Source organism: Streptosporangium album (assembly GCF_014203795.1).
GTDB lineage: Bacteria > Actinomycetota > Actinomycetes > Streptosporangiales > Streptosporangiaceae > Streptosporangium > Streptosporangium album.
This window is the reverse complement of record NZ_JACHJU010000001.1, coordinates 370,705-390,442: the sequence shown is the minus strand read 5'-3', so window position 1 is coordinate 390,442 and position 19,738 is coordinate 370,705. Positions and strand designations below refer to the sequence as shown.

17 protein-coding genes are annotated in these 19,738 nt (G+C 70.7%); 10 read left to right on the top strand and 7 right to left on the bottom strand.

Annotation, left to right across the window (positions count from 1 at the left end):
• Position 1: 1 nt before the first annotated feature.
• Both FHR32_RS01720 and FHR32_RS01715 read right to left on the bottom strand, forming a co-directional pair.
• Positions 2–799, bottom strand: coding sequence for an ABC transporter permease (locus FHR32_RS01720; RefSeq protein ID WP_221465579.1), 798 nt, complete (start codon positions 797–799; stop codon positions 2–4).
• A 5-nt stretch (positions 800–804) separates the two neighbouring features.
• Positions 805–1,773, bottom strand: coding sequence for an ATP-binding cassette domain-containing protein (locus FHR32_RS01715; RefSeq protein WP_184752368.1), 969 nt, complete (start codon positions 1,771–1,773; stop codon positions 805–807).
• A 147-nt stretch (positions 1,774–1,920) separates the two neighbouring features.
• On the opposite strand from FHR32_RS01715, the gene FHR32_RS01710 reads away from it, so the two are divergent.
• A complete protein-coding gene (locus FHR32_RS01710; protein WP_312881853.1) occupies positions 1,921–2,529 on the top strand; it encodes a PH domain-containing protein in 609 nt (202 codons plus the stop codon).
• Positions 2,526–4,289 carry a PH domain-containing protein gene (locus FHR32_RS01705; protein ID WP_312881852.1) on the top strand — a complete coding sequence of 588 codons (1,764 nt, stop codon included), beginning with the start codon at positions 2,526–2,528 and terminating at the stop codon, positions 4,287–4,289. The genes FHR32_RS01710 and FHR32_RS01705 overlap by 4 nt, the downstream gene beginning before the upstream one ends.
• Positions 4,290–4,367: 78 nt before the next feature.
• Here the strand turns inward: FHR32_RS01705 and sepH are convergent, their stop codons facing one another.
• The 3 genes from sepH to FHR32_RS01690 form a co-directional block, all read right to left on the bottom strand.
• Positions 4,368–5,999 carry a septation protein SepH gene (sepH, locus tag FHR32_RS01700; RefSeq protein WP_184752366.1) on the bottom strand — a complete coding sequence of 544 codons (1,632 nt, stop codon included), beginning with the start codon at positions 5,997–5,999 and terminating at the stop codon, positions 4,368–4,370.
• A 519-nt stretch (positions 6,000–6,518) separates the two neighbouring features.
• Complete coding sequence (locus FHR32_RS01695) at positions 6,519–7,835, bottom strand: D-arabinono-1,4-lactone oxidase (protein ID WP_184752364.1); 1,317 nt, start codon at positions 7,833–7,835, stop codon at positions 6,519–6,521.
• Between the two features lie 36 nt (positions 7,836–7,871).
• Positions 7,872–9,047: an MFS transporter gene (locus tag FHR32_RS01690; RefSeq protein WP_221465211.1), complete on the bottom strand. Its 1,176-nt coding sequence runs from the start codon at positions 9,045–9,047 to the stop codon at positions 7,872–7,874.
• A 147-nt stretch (positions 9,048–9,194) separates the two neighbouring features.
• Here FHR32_RS01690 and FHR32_RS01685 point away from each other — a divergent pair, with 147 nt between their 5' ends.
• Complete coding sequence (locus FHR32_RS01685; RefSeq protein WP_312881851.1) at positions 9,195–10,418, top strand: lytic transglycosylase domain-containing protein; 1,224 nt, start codon at positions 9,195–9,197, stop codon at positions 10,416–10,418.
• On the opposite strand, the gene FHR32_RS01680 is transcribed toward FHR32_RS01685, so the two are convergent.
• Entirely contained in the window at positions 10,409–11,398 is a 990-nt protein-coding gene (locus FHR32_RS01680; protein WP_246465896.1) for a ferrochelatase, read from the bottom strand. The genes FHR32_RS01685 and FHR32_RS01680 overlap by 10 nt on opposite strands.
• A gap of 114 nt (positions 11,399–11,512) precedes the next feature.
• Between FHR32_RS01680 and FHR32_RS01675 the strand changes: the two genes are divergently transcribed.
• A complete protein-coding gene (locus FHR32_RS01675) occupies positions 11,513–13,492 on the top strand; it encodes a prolyl oligopeptidase family serine peptidase (RefSeq protein ID WP_184752356.1) in 1,980 nt (659 codons plus the stop codon).
• A 60-nt stretch (positions 13,493–13,552) separates the two neighbouring features.
• Entirely contained in the window at positions 13,553–14,347 is a 795-nt protein-coding gene (locus tag FHR32_RS01670; RefSeq protein ID WP_184756301.1) for an inositol monophosphatase family protein, read from the top strand.
• Positions 14,348–14,421: 74 nt separating this feature from the next.
• Here the strand turns inward: FHR32_RS01670 and FHR32_RS01665 are convergent, their stop codons facing one another.
• Entirely contained in the window at positions 14,422–14,586 is a 165-nt protein-coding gene (locus tag FHR32_RS01665) for a hypothetical protein (protein ID WP_184752354.1), read from the bottom strand.
• A gap of 216 nt (positions 14,587–14,802) precedes the next feature.
• On the opposite strand from FHR32_RS01665, the gene FHR32_RS01660 reads away from it, so the two are divergent.
• The 5 genes from FHR32_RS01660 to FHR32_RS01640 all read left to right on the top strand — a co-directional run bounded on the left by FHR32_RS01660 (position 14,803) and on the right by FHR32_RS01640 (position 19,724).
• Positions 14,803–15,456, top strand: coding sequence for a response regulator transcription factor (locus FHR32_RS01660; protein WP_184752352.1), 654 nt, complete (start codon positions 14,803–14,805; stop codon positions 15,454–15,456).
• 80 nt (positions 15,457–15,536) lie between these two features.
• Positions 15,537–16,835, top strand: coding sequence for a sensor histidine kinase (locus tag FHR32_RS01655; RefSeq protein ID WP_184756300.1), 1,299 nt, complete (start codon positions 15,537–15,539; stop codon positions 16,833–16,835).
• A 272-nt stretch (positions 16,836–17,107) separates the two neighbouring features.
• Positions 17,108–17,407, top strand: coding sequence for a DUF4193 domain-containing protein (locus FHR32_RS01650; protein WP_184752350.1), 300 nt, complete (start codon positions 17,108–17,110; stop codon positions 17,405–17,407).
• An 83-nt stretch (positions 17,408–17,490) separates the two neighbouring features.
• A complete protein-coding gene (locus FHR32_RS01645) occupies positions 17,491–18,297 on the top strand; it encodes a hypothetical protein (RefSeq protein ID WP_184752348.1) in 807 nt (268 codons plus the stop codon).
• Between the two features lie 53 nt (positions 18,298–18,350).
• Positions 18,351–19,724, top strand: coding sequence for an alpha,alpha-trehalose-phosphate synthase (UDP-forming) (locus tag FHR32_RS01640; RefSeq protein ID WP_184752346.1), 1,374 nt, complete (start codon positions 18,351–18,353; stop codon positions 19,722–19,724).
• Positions 19,725–19,738: the final 14 nt, after the last annotated feature.

Below are 19,738 nucleotides of genomic sequence, written 5' to 3'. Positions count from 1 at the left end.
GTTAGGTCCGGCTGCGGAAGGCGCGGATCGCCAGCGGGGCGAAGACGACCACCAGCCCGACCGCCCAGAGCAGCGAGTTGATCGCCGGTCCGGCGACCTCGCCGCCGATCAGCAAGCCGCGGACGGCGTCGGCGAGCTGCGTCACCGGGTTGACGTCCACCCACACCTGCAGCCAGCCGGGCATCGTGTTGGTCGGCACGAACGCGTTGCTGGTGAACGTCAGCGGCATCATCAGCGAGAACGCGAAGATCTGCACCTTCTCCGGGTCCTTCGCCTTCAGGCCGATGAGCACCGACATCCAGGACATCGCCAGTGCGAAGGCCAGCAGCAGCGCCACCGCGCCCAGCACACCCGCCACCCCGGTCTGGATCCGGAAACCCAGGATCGTGCCGATCCCCAGGAACAGGAACAGCGCCCAGAGCTGTTTGGCGGTGTCGGCGATGATCCTGCCCGCCAGCGGTGCGGTGCGGGCGATGGGCAGGCTGCGCAGCCGGTCGAAGACGCCCTTGGTGATGTCGGTGTTGAGACCGATCGCCGTGGTCAACGTCGCGAACAGCGCGTTCTGCACGACCAGGCCGGGCAGCGCGAACTGCAGGTAGTCCTCCGTGTTTCCGGCGATGGCGCCGCCGAACACGTAGGTGAACAGCAGGAGGAACATCACCGGCTGCGCGCTCAGGTCGAGCAGTTCCATGGGGTTGTGCTTGATCTGCACCAGGCTGCGCCACGTGAGCGTCATCGTCTGGCGGAACCCCGCGGCCAGGCCGACCCGCCTGGCCGGAGCCGGGACCGGAACGGTCATCGTGGTCACGCGAACACCTCTTCTCTGTTGTCGGTGGGTCTGTCCTCGGCGGGGTGGCCGGTCAGGGCGAGGAACACCTCGTCGAGGCTGGACTTGCGGAGCGAGATCTCGGAGGCGACGACTCCGAGGTCGTCCAGCCGTCGTACGATCGCCGGCACCACCGCGGGGTCGTGCACGGCCGCCACGATCTTCCCGCCGGACACGCCGGGGACGTCGCCGACGACGTCGGTGACGACCTGGACGACCAGGTCCAGGTGCTCCGCCCGGAGCGGCCGGACCTCCAGGACCTGCGCCCCCGTGGTCGCCTTCAGCTCGTCGGAGGTGCCCGAGGCGATCACCCTGCCGTGGTCGAACACCACGATGTCGTCGGCGAGCTGGTCGGCCTCCTCCAGATACTGGGTGGTGAGCAGCACCGTGACCCCGTCGGCCATGAGATCGCGCACCACGCTCCACAGTTCGGTGCGGCTGCGCGGGTCGAGGCCGGTGGTCGGCTCGTCGAGGAACAGCACCTGGGGCCGCCCGACCAGGCTGGCCGCCAGGTCGAGACGGCGGCGCATGCCGCCCGAGTAGGTCTTGGCCGCCCGGCTCCCGGCGCCGGTCAGCTCGAACCGCTCCAGCAGCTCGGCGGCCCGGGCCCTGGCGTCCACCCGGGACAGATCGAGCAGGCGGCCGATCATCACCAGGTTCTCCACCCCGGTGAGAGTCTCGTCGACCCCGGCGTACTGCCCCGTGAGGCCGATCAGCGACCGCACCTGGTGGGCCTGGCCGGTCACGTCGAACCCGCCGACCGAGGCCGTGCCCTCGTCGGGGCGGAGCAGCGTCGCCAGGATCCGCACGGCGGTGGTCTTGCCGGCCCCGTTCGGGCCCAGCACACCGAGCAGCCGTCCCTGCGGCACGGCGAGGTCGACCCCGTCGAGCGCGCGGGTCTCCCCGTACCGCTTCACCAGACCCTCTGCCTGGATGGCATATCGCATGATCAGCCTCTCTCCCTAGTGACCGTCATCAGAGTGCACGGCCCCACTGACACTTTTCTGATCGGCGCCTGACACGGCGGAGGAGCGGCTGACAGATCGCTGACACGACGGTCTGCCCGCCCGGGCGCGACCGTTTAGGCTGACAGCGTGAGCGACCATGCGGAGGAGCAGAGCGATGTCACGGACAGGGCCGCGGTGGCAGGTCGCATGAGTGAGCACGGCGGGTGGAGCCTCGGCCGCGATCATGTTCCACTCCGTCCCCCCGCCAATCCGGTGTCCCGCAAGGCGGTCGCGTTGTGGCTGCTGGAAGGGGTGTTCTGGTCCGTCGTCCTGGTCGGTGGCTCCTTCTTCCTGACCCGATGGATCGACGGCGCCCGGTGGTCCTGGCTGCCCGTCTGGATGGTGGACCACATCTGGTGGCTGCCGGTCCTCGTGGCGGTGCTCGTCGTGCCGGGCGCGATCGCCGAGCCGTTCTGGCGCTATGCCGTGCACCGGTGGGAGCTCAGCGGTGACGTCGTCTACGCGCGTTCCGGATGGATCGCCAGGGAATGGACGTTCGTCCCCGTCAGCCGGATCCAGACGGTGGACAAGGCGCAGGGCACGCTGGAGCGGGCCCTGGGACTGGCCACGGTCGAGATCCGTACCGCCTCCCACGCGGGGTCGTCCACGATCAAGGGTCTCGACTACGGGGTCGCCGCCGCCCTGGCCGAGGGGCTCGCCCGGCGGTCCGAAGAGCTGAGGGACGACGCGACGTGACCGAGTCTCCCGACGACCGTCGTCCCCACGGGGAGCCGGGCGTCCGCGAGGGCCGCGCGGAGCCGCCCTTCCAGAACCCCCCGCCGGTCGCACCCGAAGGTGGAACCGGACCCCCGTGGCCGCCGGCCGTTCCGGAGGGTGTCCAGACCGTGCCCGGCGGTCAGGGGTACGGCCCGCCGCCCTTCAGCCCGGCGTTGCGGCTCAGCCCCAAGGTGCTGCTGACGGATCCGATCCGGATGCTGCCCTCGCTCGTCCTTCCGCTGGCGGGCGTCCTGTTCCTCGGCGGGTTCTCACCGAGTTCGTTCGGATGGGCGGCCTTCGGCGTCGTGGGGTCGGTCCTCTACGCCACCATCCGCTGGGCGACCTTCACCTACAAGGTCGTCGGCGACAGGCTGGAGCTCACCAGGGCACTGGTGAGCAGGTCGGTGCGGACGATTCCGCTGGAGCGCATCCGCGGCGTCGACGTCAGCAACCCGCCGCTGCACCGCGTGCTCGGCATCGCCGTGCTCAGGATCGACACCGGGGCGGGCGGCGACAAGCAGGAGGGCGAGCTTGACGGGGTGACCGTCGAGGAGGCGGAACGGCTCAAGGCCGTGCTCCTCTGGCATGCCCGGGCCCGGATGGCCCGGCGCGCCCAGGCGCAGGGGGCGGCCGGCGCACCGGACCCCACCGTGCCGGTGGGCGACCCGTCCGCCGATCCGCTCACCGCCTCCGGCGTGCCGGTGGGAACGGCGGATCCCCTGACGGCCCGCCACGAGGTCGGCGAGACGACCCCCGAGCGGGTGTTCTTCGTGGTGCCGCGCAGATGGCTTGCCTACGGACCCTTGTCGGGCGCCTACCTGCTGACCCCGTTCGCGCTGGTGGCCGGTGCCGTGGGCCTGCTGTTCCAGTGGGGCTCGGAGCTCAGGATCGACGGGCGGGTCGTGGTGAGCGCGGGGGAGTGGCTCTGGGGCCATCCCGTTCTTCTCGTCGTCGCGCTGGTGCTGCTGGTGCTCGCCATGCCGGTCGCCGGCATGGTCATGTACGCCGTGTTCAACTGGAATTTCACCCTGCGTGGCAGAGAGGGCTACCTCGTCGCCGAGCGGGGCCTGCTCACCCGCCGGAGCGTGTCTCTGGAACGGCGCAGGGTGCGCGGGTTCGAGCTGGTCGAGGGACTGGCCGAGCGCGGCGCGGGGTTCGGCCGCGCGTGGGCGATCGTGACGGGTCTCGGCGACTCGGAGACCCGGGGCCAGCTGATGCCCGTGTCTCCCCGCGCCGTCGTGCTCGACGTGGTGGGTGAGGCGATCGGCCCGATCGCCACCGGGCTGCGCGCGCACCCGGTGGCGGCGCGCAGACGCCGGCTGTTCCGGGCGGTCTTCCCGTGGCTGGTGATCGCCCTCTGCGCGGCGGCGGCCACGGTGTGGTCGCCGCTCTGGTGGGGGCTCGCGGTGCCGGCTCTGATCCTCGCGGTGCTGGGCGTCCCGCTCGGCCTGGACCGCTACCGGTCCCTCGGCCACACCTACGACGGGGCCCGTCTGTCGGTCCGGTCGGGGTCGCTGCGCCGCTCCCAGGCCGTGGTGGAGGAGCGGGCCCTGGTCGGGTGGACCCTGCGGCAGACGTGGTTCCAGCGCCGTGCCGGCCTGCTGACCGTGGTCGCCGGGGTGGGCGCGGGCACCGGAGGCTACGAGGCGATCGACGTCGGCGAGACCGAGGGCGTGGCCTTCGCCGCCGAGGTGACGCCTGGCTGGCTCGCCCCGTTCGTCGCGGACGGACGGCTCTGACCGTCTTCCACGGCCCCGTACGGCGGAGCGGGGGGTGACCGGTGTCTTCCGGTCACCCCCCGCTCCGCCGCGGTGCGGTCAGTCCTGGCGGCGGGCGCCGAACATGATCTCGTCCCAGGTCGGCACCGACGCGCGCCGTCCCCGGGCCTTCTTCGCGGGACGTGCCGGTGCCGGCGCCGGTTTCGGCTGCTCCGAGGGCTTCTCCGCCGGAGGCTTTTCGAGTTCGGCCTTCCGCGCCGCCGCCGTGTCCGCCGGTCGCGTGTCCTCCTCGACCGGCTCGGCCTCGGGCGCCCGCTCGTCTCCGCTGACACGTGCCGCGGGCACGGCTATCGAGGCGTCCTGAGGCGGTGCCGTCTCGGCCGCGGGCCCGTGGGCGGAGGACTCCTCCTCGCGCGCGGTCTCCGTCCCGGAAGCGGGGGACTGCTCCCGGACGGACTCGGGCCGTGCCGGCTCGGGCGTGACCTCGGCCGGGGGAGCCGCCTCGGACGCCGGGGAGGCCTCGGCGACCTGCGGGACGACGACGGTTTCGGACTCGGCGCCGGCAGTCTCGGCCTGCTCGCGCGCGACGGTGGGCGGTGACGGGACCGGCGTGGGCTCGGGCGTCCTCTCCGGTCCCTCCGCGGCGGCGGGCTCGGGCGTCCTCTCCGGTCCCTCCGCGGCGGCGGGCTCGGGCGCCCTGACCGGCTCCGGTGTCCTTTCCGGCTCGGGCGTCCTGACCGGTCCCCACGCGGCGGGGAGTTCGGGCGCGGCCGGTGTGGGCTCGGGCGTCCTGACCGGCTCGGGCGTCCTGACCGGCTCGGGCGTCCTGACCGGCCCGTATCCGGGCTGGTCCGGGGCGCGCAGCGGTGGCACCGAGATCTTGGGAGGCTCGTATCCCGGCGGGATCGGCGGCATCGGCGGCTGCTCGTAGACGGCCGGAGCCTCGGGCTGGACGGAGGCCGCAGGAGCCTCGGGCTGGGCGAACGCGGGCTTGGCCGGGGCCGTCGGAGTCGGGGGCGGCGGCTCGGCGCGCACCACCGAGGGGAACGAGACCGGCGGCTGGTTCAGCGGTTCGGGTGCCAGCGGCGGCACCGGCGCGAGCTTGGCCACGCGCGGCACGAACGGCGTGACGATGGAGTCCTCGACCGGCTCGACGTATTCGCCGGCGGACAGGCGCATGGCCTCGTCGTCGTGTGGTGTGATGTGACGCCGGCGCGGATCGAAGATCCATTCGGCGTTGCGGCTGTGACCGTTCCAAACGAAACCGAGCTTGATCCGCCACAGGTTGTCGTCCCGTTTGGCGGAGTCCCATTCGATCTCGTCCGCGGGCACGCCGCGACGGGTCAGCCGCTCGGCGACCAGGTCGCCGAGGGTGGGACCGGGAGCGGAGTCGCCCGGCAGTCGCACGGCGCAGCGTTGCGCCTGCTGAGCCATGTACTCACGTTCCTGGAGCACGGGGCCCTCGAACCACCGCACCCGCTCGACCGGGATACCCGCCGTGGCGGCGATCTCCTCTGCGGTCTCGCCGGCACGGATCCGGGCCTGGATCTCCTTGGGGCGCAACGGACTCTCCACTTCGATCTCGTACTGGCCGAGACGGGAGAAGTTGCCGCGGACGGCAGCACGGAGCCGGTCGTCGACGGGCAGCGTGAACCGGGTCCCCCGGCCGGCTGTCGCCAGCACGAGATAGGTCCCGTCCTCACTCACCGCGACGAGTCGGAGCTCCTGCATGCGAGTCCCTTCGTCGTCGTGCTCAATCTTCCCCCGGACCCTTGAGTCTCTCGCGTGTGCCGGTTGCCTGCCAGCACCGTACCCGGCATGTCCGAACATCGCCTTCCTGGATGGGGCTCGCAGCGATGTGACGCCGGTCACATTTGCTCCATTCATCTGTTATCGGGTACCGGTATGGAGCAGCACGTTCAGGGTCCTCGACGGATTCTCCCGAATAACTCCGGGTGCCGTTGTGAACTTGGGCCAAGAGCCGAAAGACGGCGCTGCGACGGGCCTGCCGGTCTCCGGGCGGAGTGGCGGCGGGTCTGAACGGCGGGAGAAGGTCATCTCCAGCGGACTCCCTCGGGGTCGAGTGGCGCGGGGCGTCTGCGAATCTGCCCGTCGGACCCGTCGCAGCAACGGCAGACACGCCGACGCGTCGTTCTTCGTGGGAGGCTTTGCTCAGACCTTTACCCGGACCATGTGGCGGGGAGTCGGCGCGGAGTCGGCGCGGAGAGACGCCGGAGCTCCGCAGGCGGGTCAGCCCAGGACGGTGTCCAGGTAGTCGTTGGCGAAGATCCGCCGCGGGTCCAGCCGGTCCCGCAGCGCCGAGAAGTCGCCGAACCTGGGGTAGACCGTGGCCAGGTAGGACGCGTCACGGGTGTGGAGCTTGCCCCAGTGCGGGCGCCCGCCCAGCCTGGTCATGATCTCTTCGACGCCCTCGAAGTAGGCGGGGTTCGGCGTCGGCCGGTAGACGTGGCAGGCGACATAGGCCGAGTCCCTGCCGTAGGCGGTGGACAGCCACGCGTCGCTCGCCGGGGTGACCCGCACCTCGATCGGGAAGGTGATCTTCCAGTCCCGTCGCTCGATGAGATCACGGGTCTCGCGGAGCGCCTGGCCGAGGTGCTCGCGCGCGATGGCGTACTCCATCTCCAGGAATCGCACGTCCCGCACGCTCGTGAAGATCTTGTAGGAGGCGTCGGTGTGGGTGGAGGCCGACAGCGCCGCCGCGGAGATCGCGTTGAGCCGGGGGACGGCGCCCGGGAACCGCCCGCCGATCCCGCACAACGCGCCGAACAAGGTGTTCTCCAGGAACCTGTTGTCCAGCCAGTGCCGGAACGCGCCCGGTGGGTCCGCCGGTCCGGGGCTCCGGTTGTTCCGCTTGGTCAGGCAGGTGTCGGTGTGCGGCAGCCAGAAGAAGTCCAGGTGCTCGTTCTCCGAGGTGAGCGCGTCGAGCGAGTCGAGGATCCCGGTCAGCGGCATCGGCTGCCGGGTGCTGCGCAGCAGGAACGACGGCTCCACCCGGAAGGTCACGGCCGTCACCACGCCGAGCGCGCCCAGGCCGACCCGGGCCGCGTCGAACAGGTCGCGTTCGCCGACCCCGTCGCGGATCTTCCCCGTGCCGCCGCCGGACACCGTGACGACCTCGCCGTCGGCGAGCACCAGCTCCAGCCCGAGCACCTGGTCGGCCAGCCCGCCGATCTCCCTGCCGGTGCCGTGGGTGCCGGTCTGGATGGCTCCGGCCAGCGTCTGGGCGGTGATGTCGCCCATGTTCGCCAGGGCCAGGCCCATCCGGGCGAGCTCCTCGTTGAGTGCGCTGAGCGGTGTCCCCGCGGCCGCCGTCACCCAGCCGTCGCCCACCTCGCGGATCCCCGTCAGCGCGTCGGGCCGCAGCAGCAGGCCGTCGGTGAGTGCCACCCCGGTGAAGGAGTGGCCGGTGCCGACCATGCGGACCCGGCGTCCCGAGGCGCCGGCGTCCCGTACGGCCCGCGCCACCTCCCGGGTCGAAGAGGGGGCGCGGACCTCCGCCGGAGTGACGGACTGGTTCCCGGCCCAGTTACGGAAGATCTCGCTCATGTCCACCCTCGCTCCGCTCGCGAAGGTGAACAATACTCATGATTGCTGCTGGGGGACAGGGGTCCGCAGCCAGGCGGAGCCGCCCACGCCGATGATCACGGCGAGGAGGGCACAGGCGAAGGAGAACCCGTAGGCGTTGGAAGCGCCGAACGCGTCGGTGAGGCGGCCACCCGCCCAGGCGCCGAGCGCCACGCCGAACCCGATCGCGGTGGAGAGCCACGCCATGCCCTCGGTGAGCAGGTTGGCCGGGACCATCCGCTCGATCAGCGTGTAGCCGGTGATGATCGTCGGAGAGATGGCCAGCCCGGCGAGGAACAGCGCCGGGGCCATCACCCTGACGTCGCCGATCAGGATGATCGGGGTCAGCCCGAGTGCGAAGACCCCGAGGGCGCGGACGAAGCGGCGGCGCAGGGAGACCTTCCACTGCCGCGCGCCGTACCAGAGCCCGGAGACCAGACTTCCGCAGGCGATGGCGGCGAGCAGCAGCCCGGCGGCGGCCTTGGCGCCGTGCTCCTCGGCGAACGCCACCGTGATCAGGTCCAGCGAGCCGAAGACCGCGCCCATCGCCAGGAAGACGCACGACAGCAGGACGACGCCGGGAATGGTGATCGGGGTGCCCGAGTGCCTGTCGTACGGGCGGACCGGTGGCTCGGTGCCGCGCTGCGCCGCGAAGGCGAGAGTGCCCCCGACCAGGCAGGCCAGGGCCACGATCAGGCCGGCGTAGGGGTTGACCATGGTGGCCAGGGCGGTGACCAGCGCGGGCCCGGCGACGAAGACGATCTCGTCGGCGACCGACTCGAAGGAGAACGCCGCGTGCAGCCGGGCCGACCCTGCCAGCAGGTGTGACCAGCGGGCACGCACGAGCGAGCCGAGCGACACCGAGCTCGCGCCGGTCACGACGCCGGCGGCGAACAGGACCCATGAGGGTGCCCGGAGATGCGCGCACAGCATCAGGGCCGTCAGCGCGGCACCCTGTGTCAGGGTGAGCGGGACGATTACCCTGGCCTGGCCGAACCTGTCCACCAGGCGCCCCGTCAGGGGGGCGGCGACGGCGTAGGAGACGTTGACGGTGGCCGCGACCGCACCCGCCATGGCGAAGGAGTCGGTGAGGGCCTCGATGAGCAGGATGATGCCGATGCCGAGCATGGACATCGGCATCCGCCCGATGAGCCCGGCGATGACGAACCCCTTGACCCCGGGCGCGCTGAACATTTCCCGGTACGGCCCGACCACCGGCGGTTCCCCCTTGCGCGTTTCAGACGTAGATCGTACCGACGATTTCGCACCAAACCACTGCCTGGCAAGCTATTTTCCTGGCAATGGCACGCGCCGCGGCCTGTTGGGGCTAACGTGAGCGCGGTGTCGCATCTTCCCCGGTTGTGGGCTTTCGTCACGATACTCGCCGTCGTGGTCGCGCTCGCGGTCGTCGGCGGCGTGGTGTTCGTCGTCACCCGTCCCACCGGCTCTCTCACGGTCGCCGCGGCCGAGTCCGGCGTCCGGGACCTGGCGGCGCTCACCCCTGTGCCCAGCCCTCCGGTCGCCAGCCCCACCCCGGCACCCCAGAGCGCCGAGATCGCCCTCACGCCGCCCCGGCTGCTGGTCATCTCCCAGGCGACACTGTCCCAGCAGACCCTGGAGGACATCTCCCAGCTCAAGTATGTGGAGAAGGTGGACTCCTTCGACGGGGGCGCGGTCAAGGTCTCCGGGGTCGGACTCAACCTGCTCGCGGTCGATCCGTCCCGGTTCCGCACCTGGGCGCCGAAGGCCGTGGCCGAGCAGCCCGGCGTCTGGAGCGCGCTGGCCGCGGGAGAGTTCGTCGCCGACAGTTCGGCCGTGCGCCGTCTCGGGCTGGCCCTCGGCTCGCAGTACCAGGTGGACGGCGGCATCCGGCTCAGGGTCGCGGCCTCCGCCCCGTTCGGCCTGCCCGGCGTGGACGGCCTGGTGAGCGCCGAGACCGGGCGGCGGCTCGGGCTGCTGCCGGGCGTGGCACTGCTGGTGAACGGTCCGCAGAAGGCCGTGGCCACCCTGAACGCCCGGGTGCGCAGGCTGCTGAGCTCCGGCGCCCAGGTGGTCACCGTGGGCGCGGGCCGTACGGCCGCCGTGAAGAAGCCCACCATCGGCAGGCCCGCCACGGAGAACGCGACCACGGACGAGGCCACCACCGGCAGGCAGCCGGGCGCGGTCCGGCAGGTGGCCGTCGGACGGCCCGGCAGCTACCTGGAGCTGTATCGCAGGTCGGCCGTGGCCTGCCCTGGCCTGTCATGGACGGTGCTCGCCGCGATCGGCCAGGTGGAGAGCTCGCACGGGCGCAACAACGGGCCGTCCTCGGCGGGAGCCCAGGGGCCCATGCAGTTCATGCCCGCCACCTGGAAGACCTACGGTGTGGACGGCGACGGCGACGGCGTCGCGAACATCTGGAGCCCCTACGACGCCGTCCCCTCGGCGGCCGGCTACCTGTGCGCCAACGGAGCGGGGCAGGGCGGCAAAAAGCTGGAGAAGGCCATCTGGTTCTACAACCACTCCTGGTCGTATGTCGCCAAGGTCATGTCCATCTCCCAGGGCTACGCCCGCGCCTACCCCTGACGGCCCGCCCCCGACGGCTGGACCGGGCGGCGCGGTGGGGCGGGGCAGCAGGTGGCCGCGCAGGCCACCGGCTCCGGTTCGGCCAGCAGCTCGCCGATCATCGAGACGAACCGGGGGTGGGTGCCCGCGGTGGCGGCCCTGGCCAGCGGGAGACCGATCTCCTCGGCCACCTCCACCGCCTCCACGTCGAGGTCGTAGACGACCTCCATGTGGTCGGAGACGAACCCGATCGGCACCAGCACCACCGCGGGGGCGTCGACCTCCCGCAGATGGTCGCAGACGTCGGGCTCCAGCCAGGGGATGTGCGGGGCGCCGCTGCGGCTCTGCCAGACCAGGTCCCACGGCCGGTCGCCGCCCAGCTCGGCGGTGATCAACGAGGCCGCCCGGCGTAGCTGCGCCTCGTAGGCCCCGCCCTGCGGGCCGGCCGTGTCGGCCATCGACGTCGGGATGCTGTGTGCGGTGAAGACCAGGCGCGCGGCGTCCCGGTGCTCGGCCGGCAGCTCCGCGAGCGCCTCGCGGGTGTGTTCCACCATGGCCGCGACGAAGCCGGGGTGGTCGAAGTAGTGCCGGAGCTTGACGATCTCCGGGGCGCCCTCCACCGCGGCCCTGGCCAGCGCGATGTCGTCGATGTACTGCCGGCAGGCCGAGTAGGAGCTGTAGGCGGCGGTGACGAACGCCGCCGCCCTGCGCACGCCGTCGGCGGCCATCTGGCGGAGCGTGTCCTCCAGATAGGGATGCCAGTTGCGGTTCCCCCAGTAGACCGGCAGGTCGATGGTCGGGCCGACCGCCGTGATCAGGTCGCGGCACCGCTGGTTGATCGGGCTCATCCCGCCGAAACGCTGGTAGTGAGCCTCGACCTCCAGCAGCCGCTCGCGCGGGATCCCCCGGCCCCGCACGACGTTCTCCAGAAACGGCATCACGTCGTCGGGCTTCTCCGGCCCTCCGAACGAGACGACGAGCAATGCGTCATAGGTCCCCATGGCATTCATCAAACCGCATGCCGGGACGTCCTCATGCATGGTCACATCTGGTTTTTCGGTGGCGGGCCCCTACGGATGCGCGACCGGTGACGACGCCCGATGTAGGTTCGGAGGGTGACCCCTTTCAACGACATTCGCGACTATGTCGGCGTACCGCGGGTGGCGTCCCTGCGGCTCTCCCCTGACGGAACCCGTCTGGTCAGCATCGTGCAGGCCCTGAACGCCGACGGCAAGTCCTACGGAACGTCCCTGTGGGAGATCCCCCTCGACGGGCGCAGACCGTACCGGCTGACCAGATCAGTCAAGGGCGAGGCCGGCGCCGAGTTCACCTCCGAGGGTGATCTGCTCTTCGGCTCGCGCCGCCCCGACCCGACCGTCAAGGACGCAGACGAGGAGGTCCCGGCGCTCTGGCTGCTGCCCGCGGCCGGCGGCGAGGCCAGGCAGATCGCCTCCCGGCCCGGAGGCGTGGCGGGCTTCGCGACCGGCGGCCGGAGCGTGGTCTTCGGCTCCGACGTCCTGCCCGGTGACGAGGCCACCGAGGACGAGCGGCGCAAGGCCCGCAAGGAGGCCGGGATCAGCGCGATCCTGCACGAGAGCTCCCCGGTGCGCTACTGGGACCATGACCTCGGCCCCGGCGAGCCCCGGCTGTTCGCCGGGAACCTCGGCGACGACCGGCTGACCGAGGTCAGGGACCTCACCCCGCAGCCGGGCAAGGCGTTGACCGAGGCCTCCTACGACGTGACCCCCGACGGCGGGACGGTCGTGACGACCTGGACGGTGCTGTTGCCGGCCGGCGAGACGCGCTCCCGGCTGGTGGCGATCGAGACGGCCGACGCCGGAGCCCAGCGGGTCCTGGCCGAGCAGGACGGCCACGACTTCGACGGTCCGATCAAGGTTTCTCCCGACGGGCGTCTGGTCGTGTGCGTGCGCGCCAACCAGGCCACCGCCGAGAGCATCCCCGAACCCACCCTGTGGGTCGTGGACCTGGCCACCGGGGAGGGGCACGCCGCCGGCGGCGAGCTCTGGCCGGCGGACATCGCCTGGGCTCCCGACTCGCGCTCCCTGTACGTGGCCGCCGACCACAACGGCCGGCGCCCGATCTTCCACGTCCCCGCCGACGGCTCCGAGCCGGCGCGGCTCACGCCCGACGACGGCGCCTACTCCTCGCTCAACGTCGCCTCCGACGGCGCCGTCTACGCGCTGCGCAGCGCGGTGGACCGCGCCGCCGGACCGGTCCGCGTCACCGCCGACGGCACGGTCGAGGAGCTGGCCTCCCCGGCGCCCGAGCTGGAGCTGCCCGGCACCCTGACCGAGGTCACCGCGACCACCGACGACGGTGCGACGGTCCGGGCCTGGCTCGTGCTGCCCGAGGGGGCCTCGGCGGAGAACCCCGCGCCGTTCCTGCTCTGGATCCACGGCGGCCCGCTGTCGAGCTGGAACGACTGGTCATGGCGGTGGAACCCGTGGATCATGGCCCAGCACGGCTACGCCGTCCTGCTGCCCGACCCCTGCCTGTCCACCGGTTACGGACCCGAGATGATCAGGCGCGGCTGGGCCGACTGGGGCCCGCGCACCCACGCCGACCTGATGTCGATCACCGACGCCGCGCTGGAGCTGCCCGAGGTGGACGCCACCCGGACCGCCGCCATGGGCGGATCGTTCGGCGGCTACATGGCCAACTGGGTCGCCGGGCACACCGACCGGTTCAAGGCGATCGTCACCCACGCCTCGCTCTGGAACCTGGACCAGTTCGCCGGCACCACCGACGCCCCCGCCTATTGGCAGCGGGAGTTCGGGCCGGTCGGCGGTGAGCTGTACGGCAAGCTCTCCCCGCACCTGTCCCTGCCGGAGATCTCCACGCCGATGCTGGTCATCCACGGGGACAAGGACTACCGGGTGCCCATCGGCGAGGGCCTGCGCCTGTGGTGGGACCTGCAGCGCTCGGACGTGGAGTCGAAGTTCCTGTACTTCCCGGACGAGAACCACTGGGTGCTCAAGCCGGGCAACGCCGTCGTCTGGTACGAGACGGTGCTGGCCTTCCTGGACCAGCACGTTCTCGGCCGGGAGTGGAAGCGGCCGGAGTCGCTCTCGTGAACCGGACCGGCCACCCGGCGCGCCCCGCGAAACGACGATGAGGGGGGAGCGATCGTGACGGTGGAGACCGTGGGCACCTTCGCCCACCTGGCCGAGGAGATCGCCCGGGAGGCCGGGGAGATGCTCCTGGCCAAACGGCCCGCCCGGCCCGAGGTGCTGGCCACCAAGTCCAGCCCCACCGACGTGGTGACCGCGCTGGACCGGGCGTCGGAGGAGCTGATCCGCGCCAGGATCAAGGCGGTCAGGCCGGATGACGCGATCCTCGGCGAGGAGGGCGGCTCGACCGGCGGCGGCCGGGTCCGCTGGATCGTGGACCCGATCGACGGGACGGTCAACTTCCTGTACGGCCTGCCCGACTGGGCGGTCAGCATCGCGGTCGAGGTCGACGGCGAGGTCGTCGCCGGCGTGGTCAACGTGGTGCCCCGCGGGGAGGTCTTCACCGCGGCCAAGGGCGAGGGCGCGTGGCTGGCGGGGGAGCGGCTGCACTGCAACACCGGTGTGCCGCTGAACCGGGCGTTGATCGCCACCGGGTTCGGTTACGAGGTCGGGCGGCGGAAGGTCCAGGCGGAGGTGCTCACCCACGTGGTGCCGCGCGTGCGCGACATCCGCCGGGCCGGTTCGGCGGCGGCGGACCTGTGCTCGGTGGCGGCCGGCCGGGTGGACGGCTACTACGAGCGGGGTCCGCAGGCCTGGGACTACGCGGCCGGTGGTCTCGTCGCCACCGAGGCGGGAGCCAGGTTGGGCGGTCTGAACGGCAGACCGGCCAACCCGGAGCTCACGCTCTGCGCGGCGCCGGGCCTGTTCGAGGAGTTGCACGAGCTGCTGGTACCGCTGAACCCGGAGCGCGACGCCTGAAGGCATGCCGGCCGCGCAAGGCCCGGCCGGCACATGAAAAAGCCCCCCGGCGACGCACCGGGGGGCTTTTCACATCAGCGCTGGATGGGGACGCCGTTGTCTGTGGCCAGACGGCGGAGATCCTCGATCTCGGCGGTGAGGGTGTCGGCGAGGTAGTCGTCGCCGCTCGACTCGGCCTCTTGCAGGTTCCTGTAGGCCTGGTCGAGGCGGTGTTCGATCGTGGTGGTGAACTCGCCCATCTCACCTTCTTTCTCAAGGGGGACTGAAGGGTAAAGCTGGTATGGGGGTTGGCTCCGGCTGTACCCAGCAACGCGTATCGGCTAAACCTGTATGTGTCACACATCACGGACTGTGGTTGTTGGGGCACCGGCCTTACCGCCGGCTTACGGGGAGTGTGCCGACAATGGGAGGCCGCTCAGCGGCTCTCCCTTATTTCACAGGAGGTACGAAAGGCCGTGCGGGTGCTTGTGGTTGAGGACGAGCGGGTGCTCGCCGACGCGATCGCGACCGGGCTCCGGCGGGAGGCCATGGCCGTGGATGTGGCCTACGACGGTGCCAGCGCGCTGGAACGGACCGGCTACATCGACTATGACGTGATCGTCTTGGACCGGGACCTGCCCAAGGTCCACGGCGACGAGGTCTGCCGCCGCCTGGTGGCGGAGCGGACCGCGTCGCGCATCCTGATGCTGACCGCCTCCGGGGACGTCGACGACAAGGTGGAGGGGCTGGGGCTGGGCGCCGACGACTACCTGGCCAAACCCTTCGTGTTCATCGAGCTCGTCGCGCGGGTGCGGGCGCTGGGCCGCCGCTCGGCCCCGGCGTTGCCGCCGGTGCTGGAACGGGCCGGGGTCCGCCTCGACCCGGGCAAGCGGCTGGTCACCAGGGACGGTCAGGAGGTCGCGCTCACCAAGAAGGAGTTCGCGGTCCTGGAGGAGCTGATGCGCGCCGAGGGCGCCGTCGTCAGCCAGGAGGATCTGCTGGACAAGGCCTGGGACGAGAACATCGACCCGTTCACCAACGTGGTGCGCGTCACCATGATGACGCTGAGGAAGAAGCTGGGCGAGCCTCAGGTGATCGAGACGGTGCCCGGAGTCGGATACAAGCTGTGAGTGTTCCAGAGAGCGGGGGAGAGGAACGGCGCGCCGCCGTTCCGGCCGGTGAGCCGCGCGGATCCGTGCCCACCCATCCGATGATCAGCCCGCACTCCGAGAGGGAGGCCAGGAAGGGCGAGCGGCCGTCCTTCACCTCTCCGGTCCGGGCCCAGGCCCCGCCGCCGACCGGACCGCCGGTATGGGACGGGCCGCCGCCGACGGGTGTCCCTCCGGTGCGGCCCACGATCCCCGACTGGGCGAGGGCGGTCATCGACCGGGTCAGCATCCGGTGGCGGCTCACCATCACCTACGGCGTGCTGTTCTTCGTGGCAGGGATGCTCCTGCTGTTCGTGATCTACATGATGGTGGGCTGGGCCATCAACGAGGCCTGGCCGCACGTCAGCCTGCCGGACGCGCCGGCCCTCTACGAGCAGAAGTTCCAGGAGCAGTGGAACCTGGCCCGGGTCGCCGCGGTCTATGAGGCACGTAACGCCCTGCTCAGCCGCTCGCTGATGGCCCTGGCGGGCGTGGGCATCCTGGCGGTCATCATCGGTTATCTCGTCGCCGACCGGGCGCTCAAGCCGATCCAGCAGATGACCACGACGGCCCGCAAGCTCTCCGGCACCACGCTCGCCCACGAGCGGATCGACCTCAAGGGGCCCAACGACGAGCTCAAGGAACTGGCCGATACCTTCGACGCCATGCTGACCAGGCTCAATGTGGCGTTCGACACACAGCGAAGATTCGTGGCCAACGCCTCACACGAGCTCCGGACCCCCTTGACGATCAATCGGACGGTCCTGGAGATCGCCCTGGGAGACCCCGAGGCGTCGGGGGATCTCAAGGCGCTGGGCCGTACGCTCCTGGAGGTCAACGCCCGCAACGAACAGCTCATCGAGGGCCTGCTGCTCCTGGCCCGCAGCGAGCGTGAGCTTAGCGTGCGCAAGCCGGTGGACATGAAGGACGTCGCCGAGACCGCCGTTGACCAGCTCACCTCGCGTGCCGAGGAGGCCGGGGTCACCATGACCGCCGAGCTCCGGAACGCCGCCACCGAAGGCGATCCGGTGCTGCTGGAGCGCTGCGTGGCCAATCTCGTGGAGAACGCGATAAAGCACAACCTTCCCGAATCCGGACGTTTGTGGGTACGTACGGGAATGGTGGAGGGGGCACTGGTTGTTCAGGTGGCCAACACGGGGCCGCATGTGCCCGCATACGAGGTGAACAGCCTGTTCGAGCCGTTCCGGCGGCTCAACGCCGACCGGGTCGAATCGGCCAGGGGAGCGGGTCTCGGGCTGTCCATCGTCCGTGCGGTCGTGCGGGCTCACGGGGGCAACGTGACCGCCGTTCCCAGGGACGGAGGAGGTCTGGTGGTGACTGTGAGACTCCAGGCACGCTGATCCGGCGGGGGGCGTCTCGTTCACGCCGTACATGTGGTTGGATGTGCCGTCGAACACGGTGGTTCATGTCGCCAACGCTGTGGTTTACGCCATATTTGGCTAACCATGCCTATTGGCGGCGGGTCCCTCACGTGTAGGGAGGTTCAGCGCCTATTCCAGCGGGGTACCGAAGCAGGAATCTCTCTGTCGGATTGGGCACAAGTTGGGCCTCTCGTGCGTTACATACGCGCGAGCCGGCGCAGACAGATAGATGAGGGGGATGGAGCAGACCGATGGCAACCGATTACGACAGCCCACGCAAGACCGACGACGACCTCAATGAGGACAGTCTTCAGGAACTGCAGGCACGCCGTACCGACAAGTCCTCGGGCAGCATCGACATCGACGAGACGGATCTCGCCGAGTCGCTCGAACTGCCGGGTGCGGATCTGTCGAACGAGGAGCTTTCGCTCCGGGTGATTCCTCGTCAGGCCGACGAGTTCACCTGCGGGCGTTGCTTCCTGGTGCATCACCGCAGTCAGCTCGCCGTTGAAAGGAACGGCCAGCAGATCTGCCGGGAGTGCGCGGCCTGACGATCATTCCGACGGCCTGTCCGAAGTGTGCTCTCCAATGGAAGGGTAGGGCCCCAGGACAAGCCTTGAGGAGGTTCCGAGACATGCCGTCAGAGAACAGAGGGACCGGTGCCAAGCCGGACGACTCCACGGCCGAGGGGTCGGCCGGCACACCGGAGCACGAAGTGGCCGAGATCGTCGGCAGGCTCGCGGAGCCCGGCGACATGGATGGCGCCGAGCGGCGACGGCTGCTCGGCCGCCTCACGACGAGGCTGACCACAGGGGCGAAGAAGGCCAAGGCATCCGGGACGGGCCGGGGCCGGTGGCTGGCCGACATGTTCATGGCCGTGGCCCCCCGCATCCCGATCCGCGATCTCGCCACCCTCTCCGAACACCACCACGGTCTCACCTCCGAGGCGCTGGCGGACGACCTGGCGCGCACCGCGTCCAAGGCGACCATGACGGTCGGCGCCATCGGCGGGGCCCTCGCGGCGGCCGAGTTCGCCGCTCCGCCCCTGCTGCTGTCCGCCCCCGCCCAGCTTGTGGCCGAGACTCTCGTGGTGGCCGCGATCGAGGTCAAGCTCATCGCCGAGCTTCACGAGGTCTACGGCATACCGGTGCCCGGTAACGGCTCCCAGCGGGCGATGGCCTTCGTCACCGCCTGGTCCAAGCAGCGCGGGGTCGACCCCATGTCCCCCGCCACGGTCACCGTCGCGCTGGGCACCGCCACCAAGACCGCGCTGCGCAACCGGTTGATGCGTACCCTCGGGCGCAACCTGACCACGCTCGGCCCCTTCCTCACCGGCGCCGTGGCCGGCGGGGCGCTCAACCGCGCCGCCACCCGGAAGCTCGCCACGATGGTCCGGGCGGATCTAAGGATTAACCGGACACTTCCACCTGTAAAGTCATAGAAACGCCCAGATTGGGTAGTCGTTACGGGTAAGACTACTATCTGGAGGAATTTGTGCAGGGCCGCAGTCCGTTTCTGATCGTGGCTAACCGCCTTCCCGTCGACCGGGCGGGGGAGGACACCTGGCGGCGCAGCCCCGGCGGCCTGGTCACCGCGATCGCCCCCGTCCTCCAGCGCCGGGAGGGCGCCTGGATCGGCTGGCACGGCGCCCCCGACGAGCAGCTCGGGCCCTTCGACCACGACGGCATGCACCTCATCCCCGTGCCGCTGTCGGAGTCGGAGGTGGAGCTCTACTACGAGGGCTTCTCCAACGCCACCCTCTGGCCCCTCTACCACGACGTGGTCGCCCCCCCGGTCTACTCGCGGACCACCTGGGAGGCCTACCGGACGGTCAACGAGCGTTTCGCCCGCGCCGCCGCCGAGGAGGCCGCGGAGAACGCGGTGGTGTGGGTTCAGGACTACCAGCTCCAGCTGGTCCCGGCCATGCTGCGCAAGCTCCGCCCCGACCTGCGCATCGGTTTCTTCCTGCACATCCCCTTCCCTCCCGTCGAGCTGTTCTCCCAGCTCCCGTGGCGCAAGGAGATCGTGGAGGGCCTCCTGGGCGCCGACCTCGTGGGGTTCCAGCGCCCCGGTGGCGCGTCCAACTTCATCCGGCTCTGCCGCATCCTGCTGGGCCTGCAGCACCAGAAGAACGAGATCCAGGTGGACGACAGGGTCGTCCGGGTCGCGGCGTTCCCCATCTCCGTGGACTTCGGCGAGTTCGACTCCCTGGTCCGCGAGCCGCACATCATCGAGCGGGCCAAGGAGATCCGCGCCGAGCTGGGCGACCCCGAGTGCGTGCTGCTCGGCGTCGACCGCCTCGACTACACCAAGGGCATCGGCCAGCGGCTGAAGGCGTTCGAGGAGCTGCTCTGCGAGGGCTCGATCAAGGCGGGGGAGGCGGCGTTCGTGCAGATCGCGACGCCGAGCCGGGAGCGGGTGGAGGAGTACGTCCGGTTGCGCGACTCGATCGATCGGCAGGTCGGCCGGATCAACGGGGAGCAGGGCGAGCTGGGCCTGCAGCCGGTGCAGTACATGCACCAGTCCTACGGCAGGGACGAGCTGGCCTCGCTCTACCTGGCCGCCGACGTGATGGTGGTGACCCCGCTGCGCGACGGGATGAACCTGGTCGCCAAGGAGTACATCGCCTGCCGCAACGACCTGCGCGGCGCGCTGGTGCTCAGCGAGTTCGCCGGTGCGGCCGACGAGCTGCGCCAGGCGTTCATGGTGAACCCCTACGACATCGACGGACTCAAGCGGATGATGCTGACCGCGATGCGGGCCACGCCGCACGATCTGTCCCGCCGGATGCGCTCGTTGCGCAGACGGGTGGCGACCTACGACGTGGACCGCTGGGCGAAGGAGTTTCTCGCCGCCCTGGAGTCCTGACCCTCCGCGCCGCG

Coding starts and splice junctions, on each gene's coding strand:
- FHR32_RS01720 (WP_221465579.1), bottom strand. CDS start 799: ATGACCGTTCCGGTCCCGGCTCCGGCCAGGCGGGTCGGCCTGGCCGCG.
- FHR32_RS01715 (WP_184752368.1), bottom strand. CDS start 1,773: ATGCGATATGCCATCCAGGCAGAGGGTCTGGTGAAGCGGTACGGGGAG.
- sepH (WP_184752366.1), bottom strand. CDS start 5,999: ATGCAGGAGCTCCGACTCGTCGCGGTGAGTGAGGACGGGACCTATCTC.
- FHR32_RS01695 (WP_184752364.1), bottom strand. CDS start 7,835: ATGAGCGAGATCTTCCGTAACTGGGCCGGGAACCAGTCCGTCACTCCG.
- FHR32_RS01690 (WP_221465211.1), bottom strand. CDS start 9,047: ATGTTCAGCGCGCCCGGGGTCAAGGGGTTCGTCATCGCCGGGCTCATC.
- FHR32_RS01680 (WP_246465896.1), bottom strand. CDS start 11,398: ATGGGGACCTATGACGCATTGCTCGTCGTCTCGTTCGGAGGGCCGGAG.
- FHR32_RS01665 (WP_184752354.1), bottom strand. CDS start 14,586: ATGGGCGAGTTCACCACCACGATCGAACACCGCCTCGACCAGGCCTAC.
- FHR32_RS01655 (WP_184756300.1), top strand. CDS start 15,537: ATGATCAGCCCGCACTCCGAGAGGGAGGCCAGGAAGGGCGAGCGGCCG.
- FHR32_RS01650 (WP_184752350.1), top strand. CDS start 17,108: ATGGCAACCGATTACGACAGCCCACGCAAGACCGACGACGACCTCAAT.
- FHR32_RS01645 (WP_184752348.1), top strand. CDS start 17,491: ATGCCGTCAGAGAACAGAGGGACCGGTGCCAAGCCGGACGACTCCACG.